The organism is Clostridium saccharoperbutylacetonicum N1-4(HMT) (assembly GCF_000340885.1).
In the GTDB taxonomy this organism is placed as follows: Bacteria; Bacillota; Clostridia; order Clostridiales; family Clostridiaceae; genus Clostridium; species Clostridium saccharoperbutylacetonicum.
In genome coordinates this window covers 6,437,566-6,455,977 of sequence record NC_020291.1, presented here as the reverse complement: position 1 = coordinate 6,455,977, position 18,412 = coordinate 6,437,566, and the positions used below count along the sequence as shown (strand labels likewise).

Annotated in this window: 15 protein-coding genes and 1 rRNA gene; 5 read left to right on the top strand and 11 right to left on the bottom strand. The window is 33.1% G+C overall.

The genetic code is table 11. The features are described from left to right. Positions 1-5: 5 nt before the first annotated feature. The 4 genes from CSPA_RS28030 to cooS form a co-directional block, all read right to left on the bottom strand. Complete coding sequence (locus tag CSPA_RS28030; protein WP_015395798.1) at positions 6-557, bottom strand: hypothetical protein; 552 nt, start codon at positions 555-557, stop codon at positions 6-8. Positions 558-559: 2 nt separating this feature from the next. Next, on the bottom strand, positions 560-1,273 hold the full coding sequence (locus CSPA_RS28025) for a hypothetical protein (RefSeq protein WP_015395797.1): 714 nt from the start codon (positions 1,271-1,273) through the stop codon (positions 560-562). Between the two features lie 76 nt (positions 1,274-1,349). Then, entirely contained in the window at positions 1,350-2,651 is a 1,302-nt protein-coding gene (locus CSPA_RS28020; RefSeq protein ID WP_015395796.1) for an SPFH domain-containing protein, read from the bottom strand. Between the two features lie 271 nt (positions 2,652-2,922). Next, positions 2,923-4,797, bottom strand: a complete 1,875-nt coding sequence (cooS, locus tag CSPA_RS28015; RefSeq protein ID WP_015395795.1) for an anaerobic carbon-monoxide dehydrogenase catalytic subunit — start codon at positions 4,795-4,797, stop codon at positions 2,923-2,925. Positions 4,798-5,067: 270 nt separating this feature from the next. Here cooS and CSPA_RS28010 point away from each other — a divergent pair, with 270 nt between their 5' ends. Further along, positions 5,068-5,955, top strand: a complete 888-nt coding sequence (locus tag CSPA_RS28010; protein ID WP_015395794.1) for a DUF4474 domain-containing protein — start codon at positions 5,068-5,070, stop codon at positions 5,953-5,955. A 68-nt stretch (positions 5,956-6,023) separates the two neighbouring features. Here the strand turns inward: CSPA_RS28010 and CSPA_RS28005 are convergent, their stop codons facing one another. From CSPA_RS28005 to CSPA_RS27980, 7 genes are all read right to left on the bottom strand, one after another. Beyond that, positions 6,024-8,159, bottom strand: coding sequence for a sodium-translocating pyrophosphatase (locus CSPA_RS28005; protein ID WP_015395793.1), 2,136 nt, complete (start codon positions 8,157-8,159; stop codon positions 6,024-6,026). A 211-nt stretch (positions 8,160-8,370) separates the two neighbouring features. Next, positions 8,371-8,520, bottom strand: coding sequence for a hypothetical protein (locus tag CSPA_RS30430; protein WP_015395792.1), 150 nt, complete (start codon positions 8,518-8,520; stop codon positions 8,371-8,373). A gap of 159 nt (positions 8,521-8,679) precedes the next feature. Further along, positions 8,680-9,384, bottom strand: a complete 705-nt coding sequence (locus CSPA_RS28000) for an ABC transporter ATP-binding protein (protein ID WP_015395791.1) — start codon at positions 9,382-9,384, stop codon at positions 8,680-8,682. Positions 9,385-9,387: 3 nt separating this feature from the next. Then, a complete protein-coding gene (locus tag CSPA_RS27995; protein ID WP_015395790.1) occupies positions 9,388-10,146 on the bottom strand; it encodes an ABC transporter ATP-binding protein in 759 nt (252 codons plus the stop codon). 4 nt (positions 10,147-10,150) lie between these two features. Continuing rightward, entirely contained in the window at positions 10,151-11,116 is a 966-nt protein-coding gene (locus CSPA_RS27990; protein WP_015395789.1) for a branched-chain amino acid ABC transporter permease, read from the bottom strand. 9 nt (positions 11,117-11,125) lie between these two features. Beyond that, the gene (locus tag CSPA_RS27985) at positions 11,126-12,001 is read right to left on the bottom strand and encodes a branched-chain amino acid ABC transporter permease (RefSeq protein WP_015395788.1); all 876 of its coding nucleotides are present in this window, start codon (positions 11,999-12,001) and stop codon (positions 11,126-11,128) included. 25 nt (positions 12,002-12,026) lie between these two features. Further along, entirely contained in the window at positions 12,027-13,181 is a 1,155-nt protein-coding gene (locus tag CSPA_RS27980) for an ABC transporter substrate-binding protein (protein WP_015395787.1), read from the bottom strand. Positions 13,182-13,537: 356 nt separating this feature from the next. Here CSPA_RS27980 and CSPA_RS27975 point away from each other — a divergent pair, with 356 nt between their 5' ends. From CSPA_RS27975 to CSPA_RS27960, 4 genes are all read left to right on the top strand, one after another. Then, on the top strand, positions 13,538-14,491 hold the full coding sequence (locus CSPA_RS27975; RefSeq protein WP_015395786.1) for a TRM11 family SAM-dependent methyltransferase: 954 nt from the start codon (positions 13,538-13,540) through the stop codon (positions 14,489-14,491). Positions 14,492-14,588: 97 nt separating this feature from the next. Continuing rightward, entirely contained in the window at positions 14,589-15,458 is an 870-nt protein-coding gene (gene pdxS, locus CSPA_RS27970; RefSeq protein WP_015395785.1) for a pyridoxal 5'-phosphate synthase lyase subunit PdxS, read from the top strand. Between the two features lies 1 nt (position 15,459). Further along, on the top strand, positions 15,460-16,035 hold the full coding sequence (gene pdxT / locus CSPA_RS27965) for a pyridoxal 5'-phosphate synthase glutaminase subunit PdxT (RefSeq protein ID WP_015395784.1): 576 nt from the start codon (positions 15,460-15,462) through the stop codon (positions 16,033-16,035). Between the two features lie 722 nt (positions 16,036-16,757). Beyond that, positions 16,758-18,270, top strand: a 16S ribosomal RNA gene (locus tag CSPA_RS27960). Positions 18,271-18,412 lie beyond the last annotated feature (142 nt).

Here is an 18,412-nt window from a genome sequence, read left to right as displayed (position 1 = left end):
TATCATTATGAATTTAAAACTGATCCGCAGAATTCACATTCTGCTACAGTGCCAATGGTAATATTATTTGATGCCCCACAGTTCTTACAAGTCACAACCTTTGACTCAACAACTTCAGTTTTTGCAATTATATTATTTGAAACTTCAGAGTTATTTTTTCTTTCAAGAACAATTTCATTAGTATCTCTATCTATATATGCATTAGTAAAAAACTTTTGAGCAATCATTACTTCTAGGTCTTTAATTACAAAATCTATTGATTGTGAACATGCATTTGCAATATTTTCTAAAGAAGTTTCATTTTCTAAAGAAATTATGTTTACATATTTCTTGAATCTTATAATTTTTCTTTTTGTTTTAATACCATATATAATTAGCCAAGTTCCTATAGCAATGAATATAAGTAGTACTATTATTGTACCTACACCACCCAGGGGATTACCAAATATAAGTGTGAGACCAAATATAAAATCAATAAAATAACCTAATATACTTGCTATGATACCTGCAATTCTGTAAGCTACAATTCTTGGACGTGAAGTTTGTTGCATGCTCATATTTAGAAACCTCCTTGATTTAATTTTAGTACAGACTGATTACGCTCTTTAATAAGTAATACTATTTCATCAACTAGTTTTGAAACATCTTCAATTTTTGAATTATTTTCATTAGTTGATAATAATTCTTTAAGTGTCTGAATTCTATTATATATGATTTGTTCATTTTCAACTGTTTTGGTTTTATCACTATATTTTATTTCTTCATAAATTTTATTTAGTAGCGATGAATATGCACTAAAATTAGAATTAGATTTTAATGAAAATGCAAGACTTTCACAATCTTTTATTATTATCCCTGAATAAGCAAGTTCATCATCATTTTCATTTACATTAATCCCAGCTACATATAATGCTATTGAGATAATTAAAGCAGCTGCAAGAATAATAATTTGAGTAGTAATAAAACCTTGAGTATTACCGTTAAATATATTTTTGTTAAAAATAGAAAGTATGCAAGTAACTATCCAGTAAATTGATAGAGTGGAAATAATTCCAGATACCAATAACATTTGATTGCTTGGATATTTTTTCATTAAGATAATAGTAGTACCTCCAAATAAGAGGATTTCTGAAATTAATACAAATATAAAGGCAATCCAATCTATGTTTTCCATTGGATGATTTGTATATCCCAAGAAAAATACTACTAAGGTAACTATAAAAACAATGAAGCCAATTCCTATACTTGCAAGAGTTCTTGCTTTACTACCCATATTTATCCCCCTTTTCAATTCTATGAATAATCAAGCTATTTTTTCATAACAGCTTAACAGATTCTAACTTAATAAATTAAAATTTATTTCCGCATTCAGGACAAAATTTTGGAGAACCGTTTATTTCTGTTCCACAACTTGAACACTTTTGAATTAATGAAGTTCCACATTCAGGGCAGAATTTAGTATTTTCATTTTCTATCTTATATCCACAGTTGTTACAAAGCTTTGGTTTCCCACTGCCACATTCAGGGCACACAGTTGCATCTTCTTTTAAATCAGCTCCGCATTTGTGGCAAGGGTTATATTTATCACCGCATTCAGGACAGAATTTAGCATTAATAGAGTATGAAGCACCACAATTACTACAATTAACGTTTTCACGTTTTTTATTAGAGTCATTTTTTTGTGTATCAAAACCACAATCACTGCAAAAACGCTTTTCTTGTTCCATTTCAGTGCCACAATTTGGGCAAGTCTTTGTTATTGTAATAGTAGTAGTCATATTTTGAGTTATTATACCCATTTGATTAGCAAAGCTATTACCAAGTCCCATTCCCATTCCTAATCCAAGGCCAGCTCCCATAAATCCTGCTTGTCCAGAACTTGGGTTAGTAGCAGCTCCTTCCATTGTATCGAAGGAACGTTCTTGAGTATAATTATAGCCAACTATATCCATTTCAGCACGTTTAGCAAGTGCATCCTTTAATTTAATAACAGCATTATCATCTTCAGGTATATTAATGTCATTAACATAAAAGTTAACTAGTTTGATACCATATTCAGATAAAATTGGTACCATCTTTTCTTTTAATTGTTCAGAAAGCTCATCAAGATAAGCATTAATTTCTAAAACACTGATTTGCTTATGAACTAAATAGGAAGAAATAGCATCCTTTACTTTTGTTAAGTACAATCCTCTAAAATACTTTATAATACTGTCTTTATCAAATACAGAAAGGGTACCCACTAATTTTATTAAAAATTTTCTTGAATCTTCAATTTGAATACCAAATTGTCCAAAAGAGCGTACTGGTACAAAAATTTTATATTTAGGATCTTGCAATTGGATAGGTGTAGCAGTTCCCCATTTAACATCTAATGAATAGACTTTATTTATATACCAAACTTCTGCAGTAAATGGCGATCTGCCTCCAAATGGAAGATTAACGATTTTATTTAAAAATGGAATGTTGGCAGTTTCAAGGGTATGTCTTCCACTTGGAAATAAGTCAAGTGCTTGTCCTCCTTTAAATAAAATAGCTTCTTGAGATTCGTTAACAATAAGTTGAGTCCATGTTCCTAATTCTTCACTTGGATATTTCCAAGCAAAAGTATCTGGACCACCATTATACTTAACGACTTCTACAATTGCCATTAAAATTCCCCCTTTGTTATTAATTTTAGTAATAGATTATGTAAATAAAATTATAATAATACCTTATTTATTATACATCAAAATATAGTGATTTTGCACCATAATATTCTTTCAATTCATTATAATGTAAAATAATTATATGTGACTGAAACATGGTAAATTATGGTGTAGAAAGTTATAAAGTAAAGCAACTTAAAGCTAGTAAAAAAGATACCTCAAAAGTAAATCTTCGAGGTATCTTCCTTTCTTATGAATTTATTATCATAAGCTTTTAAATATTCATTTGAGTTCGTCTAGTTTCAATTATTTTTTCTAATTCATCAGCTGCTTTAACTACATCTTCTTCAACTATAAGTCTACCACCTGTTATATTAACAAGATCTTCTTCTAAAACTTTAGTTACAACAGGGCTACCATCTATAAATGGTGATATTGCAACATGAAGAGGTAATCCTAAAGTTAATCCAAAGGCAGCATCAGCTAATGCTTGCTCTTCAAGCCATTGAGGTGCTGATAATACTAATGGAAGTTGAGGAATATCTACACCTAGAGTTTCTGCTAGCTCAGTTGCTACCATTTCAAGTCTTCCAATAGCAAGACATGGACCAAAGTTTAGAACTGGAGGTATGCCAAGAGATTTACATACTTCTTTTAAATTATCTCCAGCAAGTTCAGCAGCACCAGGTGACATAAGTCCAACATTTTCAAGTCCTCCTGAAGAACAGCCAGCAGAAAGCACTAAGATATCTCTCTTTATCAATTCTTTAGTAAGCTCAACAGTAAATACATCGTGTCCTTTTGCAGTTAAGTTCGAACATCCTACAACTCCAGCTATACCTTTAATTTTTCCTTTTGCAATTAGATCAATAAGTCCATTCCAATTTCCACCTAAGAATTCTTTTAATGAACCTTCACTAACACCAGTTACTACATCATCATGACCATGATCTTTAGGAATATCTATTTTAACGGTCTTTCTTCTGTTTGTATAACTTTCTAATGCTTCAGATATGATTGTTTCACTTAAGTCTTCAGCTTTTTCCATATCAAATCTTATATAGTCAGCATTTTTCTTTTTAGCAACATCATCTGTACAAAGCATTTTAACTTTGAACTTTTCTGCTACAGGTTCAAGTCCAGGAATTGTACAGTTAAATTCTGAAACAATTAAGTCTATACCACCTGTTGCAAGCACTGCTTCACTTGTATAATTATTTCCTGCATGTCCAGAGAAAACTTCAGTGTAATGCTCACCTCTTAATTGCAGGTCTTGGCCAACACATGTACAACCTACTAATCTAAAGCCTTTTGCACCTGCTTCAATTGCACGTTTTTTAACATCTTTATCTATTAATCTATCTTGAAGATGTGCAATATTTGAGTGTTGGTGTCCTGTTGTCATTATATTTATATAATCTTCATCTATTACTCTAAAACCTACTTTAGCTTGTCTAATCTTTGGTGCACCAAGGATAACGTCATTTAAAAGATTAGTTAATACAAGACCATAAATACCAGTTGATATTCCAAGATTTAATGCATTAAATAACATGTCTACAGGATCACTACTTAAGTTAGTTGAAGTCTTTACTATAGCATCAAAAACTTCTGATTTAGCACCACCAGGTAAGATATTTAGTTCTTCCCACTTTTTAAATCTTGGAGTATAAGCTAGTTTTTTAACTAAGTCCATTTTTTCATGTCTTGGCTTGTATAGATCCTTTAAAACTGCATCTGCTACCTTAATAGCTTTTTGATTTATATCTGATTCAACAATCTCAAATATATTTGCAAGATTATCTAAAGTTTCTGGACTTTTTATTTTTAGATTACCTTTGCCTTCTCCAATATTTTTTAAATTTGTTGCTGTTGTTTCAACAACATGAAGATAACATGCTGAACCCGCTGCAATCGCTCTTAAAAAGTTCCTTGCAACTATAGTATCTGCATCTGCCCCACAAACACCTCTTGGTGATTTTGGAGTTATTTTACATGGCCCATTTGAACAAAGCTTACAACAAACTCCATTTTTCCCAAACTTACATTTAGCCTTTTGAGTTTCAACTCTATTAAAAGATGTTTCAAGATCTTCTTTTGATGATAAAAATTCGCATAATTTACAATCTGCTGATGTACACATTGACATAGTTTAATCGTCTCCTTAAATTTGAAAATTATAAATTAAAATATTAACTATACTCATCTGGTATAGTTTTAAATGATTTTAAAAGGCTTTCGCCTTATGTTATTTCTTAATATAAAATTTTAAAATGTATTAGTTATTAACTATACCTATTTGGTATAAATTATAATAATACAGTTTTATAGTTTTGTCAATATTGTTATATTTTTTTAACATAATGATTGAATAAAGAATATTATATAAATAAAAATAATTTATTTGGGGTGAGTAGTTATGTTTGAACCTTTGATAACAATGCTTACTGGAATCCGAATAATGAAGAATATAAATAAAGAGAAGTTAGAAAATGCAGATGGAGATAATATTTTTGAAAAGGGAATAGCTATTGCAGGTTATGCTTATGATGCTGAACAAGATATTTTTTATTGCAATATGAACCCTTGGCAGAGAAATATGGGATATAGTCGTTTATATGATGAAACAATGGCTCCATTTGGTATGATTGTAGATTGTGAACCAATTTATTTTGAATATGATAATAAAATATGGCTAATTGAACTATGGAAAGGGCAATATGATTTAAATACTGGATGCGAAGTTGGAATATATACGGCTGCTAAACCTGCTTTAAATATCCCAGCTGCGTATAAATATATGTTTTATAATTGTGCAAATGATGAGGAACGATTACCTATGTCTTTTACTTTAAAAAAGAATGGTGAACTTCTATTTTCAAGGGATGAGGAACATTGGTGGTTGGCTGGATTTAAGCTTGGAGAATATTCAGAGCCTTCAGAATTAGAAATGAGTATTAAGATTTTTTTTAAAGACAACACTATGTGCAATTCATTTATACAAGGATTATTAAATGCAGGATATTCACAGGAGGAAATAAGCAGAAATGAAAATTCAGTAGAAATAATCTTTGATAAACCTCATACGCCACAGCCAATAACAAGAATAGAAAAAGCTGATAAATTGATACAGAAGAAAAATAAGTTATTGTGTGATAGGTATAATGATATTACAAAAATGTATGATAATATTGAAGATAAAATGCATTTTATAAAAGAGGAAGCACCGTATATTTATGAAGAAATAATAGGGAAGGCAGCCATAGTAAGGGATTTGAAAAATATGAAGGATTCTGGAATTTTGTAAGTTAATATATTATGAAGAAAGAGAATTCATTTTGGATGAATTCTCTTTTTTATTTGGCTAAAAATATTTTAGCTAAATAATGCTACAAATACCAAGGTCAAAGTACTTACAAGTTTTATTAATACATGAAGGGATGGACCAGCAGTATCCTTAAATGGGTCTCCAACTGTATCTCCAACAACACTAGCTTTGTGGGCTTCAGAATTCTTTCCACCGTGTTCACCCAATTCTATAAGCTTTTTTGCATTGTCCCATGCACCACCGCCATTGTTTAGGAATAGAGCCATAATTACACCTGTTATTGTAGTTATCATTAAAAAGCCAGCAGCTGATTCTTTTCCTAAGAGCATTCCAACAACAACTGGAGCACATATTACTATTATTCCAGGAAGAATCATTTCCTTTAAGGCTCCTTTAGTAACAATGTCTACGCACCGAGCATAATCAGGTTTTGCTGTGCCTTCCATTATGCCTGGAATTTCTTTAAATTGTTGCCTAACTTCAAGGATTACATATTTAGCAGCTCTTCCAACAGCACTAATTGCTGTTGAGCTAAATAGAAATACTATCATGGCTCCTATAAAGCCTCCAATAAATACTTCTGGTTTTCCTATATCAACTGAAAACCATGAGTCTAAAGGCTTTCCTAAAATTCGTTTAACTTCATCTAGGTATGCTGAGAATAGTAAGAAGGTTGCCAAAGCAGCTGATCCTACTGCATAACCTTTTGTTAATGCTTTAGTAGTGTTTCCACAAGCATCTAATCTATCTGTAACATTTCTGATTTCTTCAGGAGCTCCAGACATTTCAGTGATTCCACCTGCATTGTCAGTTATAGGTCCAAAGGTATCCATAGCAAGAATATAAGTACAGGTTGATAGCATTCCCATAGTTGCTATTGCTGTACCATATAAACCTGCATTTGCAATATTAGGTAAGGCTAATTCACTTAACTTATAAGCTGCAAATATACAAATTGAAATACATACAACAGGTAATGCAGTTGATTCCATACCAACTGATAATCCAGTTATTATATTTGTACCAGCTCCAGTTTCAGATGCATTAGCTATTTCTTTTACTGGTTTGCGAGTTATTGAAGTGTAGTAATCAGTTATAATTACAAATACATAGCTAAGTAGTATACCAGCAACTGCACAGCCATATAAATAAATTGAATTAACACTGCCGCCATTTGGAAGTGCACCTGTTAGCATGTTATTAACTACAAAATATAAAATAATTAAATTTATTATAGAAGTTACAACAAAGCCACTCTTTAAAGCTTTCATTGGATCGTCGTTATTATCTTTAACCTTTACTGTAAAAATACCTACTATAGAAGCTACAATACCTAGAGCACGTGCTACAAGAGGGAATAGTATGCCTTTCCACCCAAAGATAGGATATAGTGCAACACCAAGAACCATAGCACCGACATTTTCAGCTGCTGTTGATTCAAAAAGGTCAGCACCTCTTCCTGCACAGTCACCAACATTATCACCAACAAGGTCAGCGATAACTGCAGGATTTCTTGGATCATCCTCAGGAATACCAGCCTCAACTTTTCCAACAAGGTCAGCGCCAACATCAGCAGCTTTTGTATATATACCTCCACCAAGTTGTGCAAATAGTGCAACAAAGGAAGCACCAAAACCAAATCCAACTAAAAGAGATGGAGATTCTTTTATAAGAGTATCGTTACCTGAACCTCCTCCATATAAGAGAAATAAAGTTGCAACACCTAAAAGAGATAGTGCTGTAACAGCTAGTCCAGTAACTGCGCCTCCTTTTAAAGCTATTTGAAGAGCATTGTTTAAACCTTTTTTTGCACCAGCAGCAGCTCTTATGTTTGAATTAACTGCCATATACATACCAATATATCCTGATAAGGCAGAACAGAATGCACCTGTTATAAATGCTATTCCAGTATGAAATGAAATAGATATAGCTGTGCTAGAGTCTTTACTTGTATTACCAAAGTAATTAGATAATATTATTAAAAATAAAGCTAGAATTGATAACATGAATATAGTTTTATACTGTCTTTTAATGAACGCCATTGCACCTTCTTTAATGTAGGTTGATATTTCCTGCATTTCAGTTGTGCCTTTATCTTGTGCAAATGTGTACTTTACCAAGTAGACGATTACCATAAGTGAGATAATAATAACACTATAAATGAGTATAAAATATGGTACCATTGAAAACATCCCCTTTATTTTTATGATAAAAATATATTGTACACTTATATTATACAATAAAATATTCAGAAAATTACAAAAGTTTTCACTTTTTTCTACAAAAAGCATATAAAAAAAGAAATAGATATATATAGAAAATTTTAGGTAATCCATAAATAGCTATTTCTAAAGGGGTTAAGGTACTATAAATTTAAATTTTATAAATAATTTATTAAAATTTAGGATCTATTTCATTAATTTGAATTCTTCTTAAATCTTTTAATCTTAAATGAGTTTTTTCCATTATGGAATCCCAAGACTCACCATCAATCATCATTTTCTTAGCTTTGTCATGTAGTGAACTATTTTCTTCTTTATTCATAAATTTGACCTCCTAAATAAATAATCTATATACTAATAGTGTTTCTTATAGGTTAAGAAGATATTCAGTTTAAATCAAAGTTTCAATGTTATACAAAAACACAATAATAAAAGACCGATAAATTTTATCAGCCTTTTATTAAAAATTTAATTAAATTTTTTATTCTCCAAGATAAGCACTCTTAATACTTTCATCATTAAGAAGTACTTGTGCATCTCCAGACTTAACTATTCTTCCTGTTTCAAGAACATAAGCTCTATCTGCAATAGCTAATGCCATATTTGCATTTTGCTCAACCAAAAGTATAGTAGTCCCTGATTTATTGATTTCAACAATTGTATCAAAGATATCTTTAACCACAAGAGGCGCAAGTCCCATTGAAGGTTCATCTAAGATTAACATTTCCGGTCTATTCATAAGAGCTCTTCCTATTGCAAGCATTTGCTGTTCACCACCAGAAAGTGTACCTGCTTGTTGTTTTATTCTTTCTTTTAATCTTGGAAATTTAGCAAAGACCATCTCCAAGTCTTGCTTTATTCCAGCTTTATCTTTTCTTAAATAAGCACCCAACTCTAGATTTTCTAAAACCGTTAACTGAGGGAAAACTCTTCTTCCTTCAGGTACATGTGAAAGGCCAAGAGAAACTATTTTATTAGCTGGAGTTCTACTTAATTCTGAATTTTTAAAAGTAACCTTACCTGACTTTATAGGTTGAAGTCCTGATATAGCTCTAAGGGTAGAAGTCTTGCCAGCACCATTGGCACCTATTAATGTTACTATTTCACCTTGCTTTACTTCAAGGGAAATATCCCTTAGGGCATGAATTACACCATAATATAGATTAATATTTTCTACTTTAAGCATTTTTTAAGCCCCCTCTCCAAGATAAGCTTCAATTACCTTAGGGTTGTTTTTAATTTCCTCAGGGGTACCTTCAGCTATTTTCTTTCCGTAATCAAGAACAGCAATTTTATCACAAATTCCCATAACTAGTTTCATATCATGTTCAATTAAAAGAATTGAAATATTAAATTTTTCTTTAATCCAGTCTATAAGTTCAGTAAGCTCTACTGTTTCTTGAGGATTCATACCAGCAGCAGGTTCATCTAATAATAAAAGAGATGGCTCAGCTGCTAAGGCTCTTACAATTTCAAGTTTTCTTTGTTCTCCATAAGGAAGATTGCTAGCTAATTCATCTTTTTTTCCATCAAGAGAAAAGACTTTTAATAATTCAATGCTCTTATCTATAATTTCAGCTTCAGTTTTTCTAAATTTAGGAGTTCTAAAGATAGAATCAAATAGAGAATAATTTATTCTATAGTTAAAACTTACTTTTACATTATCAAGAACAGAAAGATGAGAAAATAGACGTATATTTTGAAAGGTTCTAGCTATTTTCTTTTGAGTGATATTGTATGGTTTAAGACCTTGAATCTTTTCCCCAAGATAGGATATAGTACCCTCAGTTGGAGTATAAACGCCAGTTAACATGTTAAATACAGTAGTTTTACCAGCACCATTAGGTCCAATAAGTCCAACAATTTCTTTTTCATTTATAGTAAGATTAAAATCTGAAACTGCCTTTAATCCACCGAATACAATTGATAAATTTTGAACTTCTAACATTGAATTATGCCTCCTCTCTGTCCTTTGACTTTTTACTTGGTATTATTTTGCCGAAGATTTTAAGAGAAATTTCCTTATCTCCAAGCAATCCTTCAGGTCTGAATATCATAAGAAGTATTAAAGCTAATGGATAAATAACCATTCTGAAATCACCCATGCTTCTTAAAAGTTCTGGTAAGAAAGTTAACATTATAGCTGAAATAATTGAACCAGATAAAGATCCCATACCACCAAATACAACGAAAGTTAAATAATCAATTGATTTGTTAAAGTCGAAAAGATCTGGTTTTATATAACCTGAATAATGAGCATATAGTCCTCCAGCAAGTCCAGCAAAAAATGCAGCTATAATAAATGCCATCATTTTATATTTTAATGCGTTGATTCCCATAGATTCAGCAGCTATTTCATTTTCACGAATTGAAAGCATTGCTCTCCCTTGCGATGAATTAATTATATTCTTTATTATAACTATGCTGGCCACCATAAAGACAAAAGCAACTGTAAAAGTAGTTTTTGTTGGTATACCAGTAAGTCCACGCGCCCCACCAACTGTATCAATATTCATAATTACTATTTGGATAATTTGACAAAAGGCTAATGTAGTTATTGCAAAATAGTCACCTGTAAGCTTTAGTGTAGGATATCCAACTAATGCTGCTAATATACATGCAATTACTGCACCAATAATAATTGAAACAACAAAGGGCATGTGTGCTTTTTGTGTAACCATAGCAGATACATATGCGCCTATTGACATAAAACCAGCATGTCCTAAACATAATTGTCCTGTAAATCCAACAATTAAATTTAGTGATACTGCTAAGACAACATTAATTAAAGCAAAAGTAATAATTCCTTTGTAATATGAGTTAATAGCACCAGCACTTATTAAACCAAACAATACTCCATAAGTTATTAAAACTCCGGCAGCAATACATATATTCTTTTTATTAAACAAATTCTTCATAATTAACACCTACACTTTCACATTGGTCTTTTTACCCAATAGACCAGAAGGCTTAATTAAAAGTATTATAATTAAAATTGCAAAAACTATTGCATCAGAGAAGTTGGTTGAGATATAAGCTTTAGAAAAAGTTTCAAGTAAGCCTATAGCAAGTCCACCAACAAGGGCTCCTGGTATACTTCCAATTCCACCAAGTACTGCAGCAACGAAAGCTTTAAGTCCAGGCATAGCTCCCATATAAGGAGTAATGCTAGGGTAAGATATTGCAACTAAAACTCCAGCTATACCAGCTAAGGCAGAGCCAATAGCGAAGGTAAGTGAAATAGTGTTATCAACATTTATACCCATAAGAGAAGCAGCTTCCATATCTTGAGAAGAGGCTCTCATAGCTTTCCCAACTTTAGTTTTGTAAACAATAAATTGTAGTAAAACAACAAGAAGTGCAGAAACTCCAAACATTAATATTGTCTTCATATCAATTTGAATAGCACCTATATTAATACTCCCAGCATTAATTAAATCAGGGAATGGTTTTGGATTAGATCCAACTAATAATCTCATAGCATTTTGTAAGAATAAAGAAACACCAATTGCTGTAATAAGTAATGCAATTCTTGGAGAATTTCTAAGTGGTTTATAAGCAACCTTCTCTATTATTATTCCTGCTAATGCTGAAACTGCCATAGCAACTAATAATGTTGGGATTAATGGCAATTTTAATGTTGAAGCACAATAGAAGCCTGAAAAGGCTCCTATCATATAAATTTCACCATGAGCAAAGTTTATTAACTGTATGATTCCATATACCATTGTATATCCTAATGCTAGGAGGGCATATACGCTACCTAAAGCTAAACCATTAATGATTTGTTGTATAAATTCCATTGTATATTCCTCCTTTTTTTAATGATTAAGGATTAACTTTACCAGCCAAAACTTTCTTATCTCCATCAACTTTAATAATTGCAGCACTCTTTATAGCACTTCTGTCACTACCAAATTTGATGTTACCAGTAACACTGTTCATTTCCATTCCAGCTAAAGCATCTTTAATAGCGGCACCATCTGTTTTGCTAGCTTTTTCGATTGCTTTTACTAATATTTTAGAAGTGTCATATGAAAGAGCAGCGAAAGCATCTGGTTCTTTGTTATATTCTTTCTTGTATGATTCAACGAATTTCTTTACATTTTCATCTGAGTCTCCAGAGTAGTAGTGATTGATATATAATGCACCATCTACAGCTTTTCCACCGATTTTAGTTAATTCTTCTGATTCCCATCCATCTCCGCCTAGGAATTGAGAAGTTATTCCCATATCTCTAGCTTGTTTAGCAATAAGACCAACAACATTGTAGTAATCAGGTAATACTATTACATCTGGATTTAAGCTTTTAATTTTAGTTAATTGAGCTTTAAAGTCAGTATCTTTATCATTGTAAGTTAAGAATTCACCAACTTGTCCACCAGCACCTTCAAATTTTGCTTTAAAGCTGTCAGCTATTCCTTTTGAGTAATCTGAACCAGAATTATATAAAACTGCAGCAGTTTTCTTTCCTAATTTTTCAGTTGCATATTTAGCAAGAACATCACCTTGGAAAGAGTCTACAAAACAACCTCTAAACATATAATCTCCACCAACTTTAGTTATTGTTGGTTCTGTAGCTGTTGGAGTTATCATAGGAATTTGCTTTGATGTTGCATTTGGAGCGACTGCAAGTGTTGCACCTGATGTAACAGGTCCTAAAATCGCACATACTTTTTCATCATCAACAAGTTTATTGAAAGCTTGCATCGATGAGTTTGGATCAGCTTGGTCATCTTCAAAAACAAATTTGATTTTCTTACCGTTAATTCCGCCAGCATCATTAACTTCTTTTTCTAATAATTGAGCACCTTCTTTAACTGAAACCCCATAAGTAGATGCTGCCCCAGATAATGGACCAATGGCACCGATTTTTATAGTATCTCCATTGCTTCCGCCTCCAGCTGTATTTCCACTACAACCAGCTAAAAGAGTAACAGCCATAGCGGAAATTAATATTCCCGATAATAATTTTTTTTTCATATATTTATCCCCCTTTAATTTAAACAATAATATTAAAATGATAATTAATTTCGAAATATGTTGATAAAATATTATAAAGTTATCATATATATTGTTGATATAATAACATATACAAGTGATTATTACAAGATTGATATTTAATATTTTATATAAAAAATAATAAAACAGAGATAAAAACGTTATCATATATGACAAAACAGTGAAAAATAATGTTATGTTAAATAAAGTTGAAGAATAAAAAGGGTTGAAGCACTTATTTAGATTATAGAATATGAATTATTTCGTGCATCTGTTATGGTATTATTAAACTAATATCAATACTTAAATTATATTTAAAGCGAAGATGGTGAAATTAATTGGATAAAGATAAATTAGATGATAATAATTATAAAAAGTACTTCTACTACATTAAGTATCCTGTGTTTGAAGAAGCTTTATGCAAGCTGGAGATTAAGTGTCTTTTCGGAGAAACTCTAAGTGAAAAATACTTGTTTTCAGATTTTTACATTTGCCCGTCAAGGAGTCCTTTTATAAAAGAAATGATATCAGTTGTATATGAAGAGGATTCATTAGAGCAAATAATGAAAAATATCATAGGGGATAAATTAGCATATGATAATTTTAAGGTTTGTTACTTAAGAACAGAATATGGGGATATAGATTATGAGGAAAGACTTAAAAGCTTGAGTCAAATTGGATTTGTAATAACAGGGGAACCAGAAATTCACAATCCTAAGATTATTCTTGGGATTACAAGGATTAATGGAAAGTGGATATTTGGTAAGTATGAGAAAAATGATTATGAGTGGCATATTCATGATAAGAAACCCTACTCATATTCGAATTCTTTGAGTGTGAGAGTGGCTAGAGCACTAGTAAATATAGCAGTTAGAAACAACTTGGAGTTAAAGTTAATAGATCCATGTTGCGGAGTAGGGACAGTTATTCTTGAAGCTCTTTCAATGGAGATTAATGTTGTTGGATGTGAACTCAATATGAGTATTGCAGAAAATGCTAAGAAAAACTTAAAATTCTATGGTTATGAAGATGTAATAACTAATGGGGATATGAATGAAATAGAAGAGAGGTACGATGTTGCAATTATAGATTTGCCATATGGTTTATTTACACCAACGACAATAGAGGAGCAAACAGCTCTTATCAGAAGTGCACGTAAAATTAGTGATAGATTAGTCTTAGTTACTTTTGAGGATATGGATAATTATATTATGGATGCAGGATTTAAAATTGTTGATAAATCATATGTCTGTAAAGGAAAATTTAAGAGATATATAAATGTTTGTGAGTAAAAGTTGATTGGTATCATTTTAATGTATGGGTACATTTGCATTGTATCCATACATATTTTATTATAAGGGTAATTCAAAAAAGGGGGATTTATGTATTATGGGAAGAGAATCAATAAATAAAAATCTTGCTCAAATGTTAAAGGGTGGCGTTATTATGGATGTCACAAACAAAGAAGAAGCTATAATTGCAGAAAAAGCTGGGGCATGTGCAGTAATGGCTCTTGAAAGAGTTCCTTCAGATATAAGAAAAGAAGGTGGAGTTGCCAGGATGTCAGATCCTAAAATGATTAAGGAGATTCAGGAGGCAGTATCTATTCCAGTTATGGCTAAAGTCAGAATAGGGCATTTTGTGGAAGCTCAAATATTAGAAGCTCTGAATATTGACTTCATAGATGAAAGCGAAGTACTTACGCCTGCAGATGATAAATACCATATAAATAAAGAAACTTTTAAAGTTCCGTTTGTTTGTGGTGCAACGAATATTGGCGAAGCACTAAGAAGAATTGGTGAAGGTTCATCAATGATAAGAACTAAAGGTGAAGCAGGTACAGGAGATATAGTACAAGCAGTTAAGCATATGAGAACGATGACTGAGGAAATAAAGAAAATACAAAGTTCATCAAAAGAAGAGTTAATGACTTTAGCTAAAAATTTTGGAGCACCATATGAGTTAATTAAATACGTTTGGGAAAATGGTAAATTACCTGTTGTTAACTTCGCAGCCGGAGGAATTGCAACGCCAGCAGATGCAGCTCTTATGATGCAGTTAGGCAGTGATGGTGTATTTGTGGGTTCAGGAATATTTAAATCTGATAATCCAGAAAAAAGAGCAAGAGCTATTGTATTGGCTACTACTTATTATAATGATTCTGAAAAATTAGCAGAAGTTTCTGCAGATTTAGGAAATGCAATGAGTGGAATCTCAGCAGAAGAGGTAAAGACTCAATATGCTGAAAGAGGATGGTAAAATGAAGGTTGGGGTTTTGTCTCTGCAGGGGGATGTTTTAGAGCATTTAAATCAGATAAAGCATTTAGGACATATAGGAGTTGAAGTTAAGAAGGAAAAAGATTTAAATGATATTGATGCAATAATATTGCCAGGAGGAGAAAGTACAACTATTGGAAAACTATTGAAAATAACAGGATTAATGGAACCATTAAGGAATAAAATAAGAAATGGACTTCCAACTTGGGGAACATGTGCAGGAATGATATTATTGGCAGATGAGATAGAAGGGCAAGAAGAATATCTTAAAGTAATGAATATTAAAGTAAGAAGAAATGCATTTGGAACTCAAATAGATAGTTTTAGAGTTTATGAATCAATTAGTACAGTATCTGAAGAAAAAATAGAACTTGTTTTTATTAGAGCACCATATATAGTAGATGTAAAAGAAACTGTAGAAGTATTATGTAAGATAGATAATAATATAGTAGCTGCAAGAGAAGGAAATATTGTAGTCACTTCTTTTCATCCTGAAGTAACAGATGATTTAAGATTTTTGGATTACTTTTTGACAAGCAGCTGCATGAATTATGGATAAGGATTTGTAATATAGGCTATAATAAATGTTTTATATATGGAGGTACTGTCAATATAACGTTAATAATAGCAAGAGGCTATTTTTATAATATATATTTATAGCAATATAATTATAGAAAAATAAACTATTGAAATATATATTTTGCACAGCGATTAAGCAGTTCTAAAATATATCTCAGTAGTTTTTTTGTTTTATTAGAATTATAGGAGTATTAAAAGATTTATAAACTAAAGAAATTGGTATAAGGAGTCGAGTAAAGGAAGATTAATGAGAAAAGATGATAGAATAGATTTTAAGCTGATATTATGGATGTAAACTCTTATAGTAAGCAATTAACTCTGCGGGGTGTATCAATATGAGGATAATTAAGAAAAGTGAAGAATATTAGTGAATTATAAATCTAAATTAGAATTATGAGTGATTTAATGGCAATTTGGCTAAGTGGATATGTTAAGATAAAACACGTCGCTGAGAGCGGTAAACAACTTAAGCAAATGAATAAATAGCTCATAAATAAAGAGCTAAAAAAGATTTTGAAAAAGTTGTTGACAAGCTTGAGACTAAGTGATAAGATAAACGAGTCGCTTACGAGTGACAAAAACAAACAAAAGATTACAGCGAAAGTTGTAAGAAAGAAAATGGTCTTTGAAAATTGAACAGAATAAGATAAATACATTTAAGTAAACCAGCAATTTTTATTTGAGTAAGCTAAGATTAAACTTTTTATTGAGAGTTTGATCCTGGCTCAGGACGAACGCTGGCGGCGTGCTTAACACATGCAAGTCGAGCGATGAAGTTCCTTCGGGAATGGATTAGCGGCGGACGGGTGAGTAACACGTGGGTAACCTGCCTCATAGAGGGGAATAGCCTTTCGAAAGGAAGATTAATACCGCATAAGATTGTAGTACCGCATGGTGCAGCAATTAAAGGAGTAATCCGCTATGAGATGGACCCGCGTCGCATTAGCTAGTTGGTGAGGTAACGGCTCACCAAGGCGACGATGCGTAGCCGACCTGAGAGGGTGATCGGCCACATTGGGACTGAGACACGGCCCAGACTCCTACGGGAGGCAGCAGTGGGGAATATTGCACAATGGGGGAAACCCTGATGCAGCAACGCCGCGTGAGTGATGACGGTCTTCGGATTGTAAAGCTCTGTCTTCAGGGACGATAATGACGGTACCTGAGGAGGAAGCCACGGCTAACTACGTGCCAGCAGCCGCGGTAATACGTAGGTGGCAAGCGTTGTCCGGATTTACTGGGCGTAAAGGGAGCGTAGGTGGATATTTAAGTGGGATGTGAAATACTCGGGCTTAACCTGGGTGCTGCATTCCAAACTGGATATCTAGAGTGCAGGAGAGGAAAGTAGAATTCCTAGTGTAGCGGTGAAATGCGTAGAGATTAGGAAGAATACCAGTGGCGAAGGCGACTTTCTGGACTGTAACTGACACTGAGGCTCGAAAGCGTGGGGAGCAAACAGGATTAGATACCCTGGTAGTCCACGCCGTAAACGATGAATACTAGGTGTGGGGGTTGTCATGACCTCCGTGCCGCCGCTAACGCATTAAGTATTCCGCCTGGGGAGTACGGTCGCAAGATTAAAACTCAAAGGAATTGACGGGGGCCCGCACAAGCAGCGGAGCATGTGGTTTAATTCGAAGCAACGCGAAGAACCTTACCTAGACTTGACATCTCCTGAATTACTCTGTAATGGAGGAAGCCCTTCGGGGCAGGAAGACAGGTGGTGCATGGTTGTCGTCAGCTCGTGTCGTGAGATGTTGGGTTAAGTCCCGCAACGAGCGCAACCCTTATTGTTAGTTGCTACCATTTAGTTGAGCACTCTAGCGAGACTGCCCGGGTTAACCGGGAGGAAGGTGGGGATGACGTCAAATCATCATGCCCCTTATGTCTAGGGCTACACACGTGCTACAATGGCTGGTACAGAGAGATGCTAAACCGCGAGGTGGAGCCAAACTTTAAAACCAGTCTCAGTTCGGATTGTAGGCTGAAACTCGCCTACATGAAGCTGGAGTTGCTAGTAATCGCGAATCAGAATGTCGCGGTGAATACGTTCCCGGGCCTTGTACACACCGCCCGTCACACCATGAGAGTTGGCAATACCCAAAGTTCGTGAGCTAACGCGTAAGCGAGGCAGCGACCTAAGGTAGGGTCAGCGATTGGGGTGAAGTCGTAACAAGGTAGCCGTAGGAGAACCTGCGGCTGGATCACCTCCTTTCTATGGAGAAATCTAGACCAACATGATGTTTGGCTAGTACAGATACATTTATGTATCAAAATTAAAATACTTACTCAACAGGTTGCTTAAAGTATTTGTTCTGTTCAATTTTGAAAGACTAAGTCTTTCAAAAAAATTTTGC